Source organism: Pseudotenacibaculum sp. MALMAid0570 (genome assembly GCF_040151415.1).
GTDB lineage: Bacteria > Bacteroidota > Bacteroidia > Flavobacteriales > Flavobacteriaceae > Polaribacter.
The window spans coordinates 1-281 of the sequence record NZ_JBDKWF010000023.1 but is presented as its reverse complement, the minus strand read 5'-3'; the positions used below and the strand labels follow the sequence as shown (position 1 = coordinate 281).

General features: G+C 34.5%; 1 protein-coding gene. It reads right to left on the bottom strand.

Annotated elements, in window-relative coordinates:
* A partial coding sequence (locus AAON49_RS00105) for an FIDD domain-containing protein (RefSeq protein ID WP_349551732.1) occupies window positions 1-281 on the bottom strand: 281 nt, incomplete at both ends.

Below are 281 nucleotides of genomic sequence, written 5' to 3'. Positions count from 1 at the left end.
TCACAAATTTCAAGATCGGCAACAAAGTTTGCTACCGGTAAAGGGTTAACAATTAAATCAAAAGTAGTATGATCAGTAAAACATCCAGTAGTATTGTTTGTTACTCGAACAAAAATAGTTTGCTGATTTACAACAATGTTTTCATACATGTTAGTTCCTGCGATAGGATTTGCTCCACTATTAGCATCTGCTGCTGATGTGTGATAAGTTACTGTATAATCAGCTGGATTCTGAGTTCCAAGAATAATAGGAGTCTGTGCATCTAGATTAAAAGTTTGTAC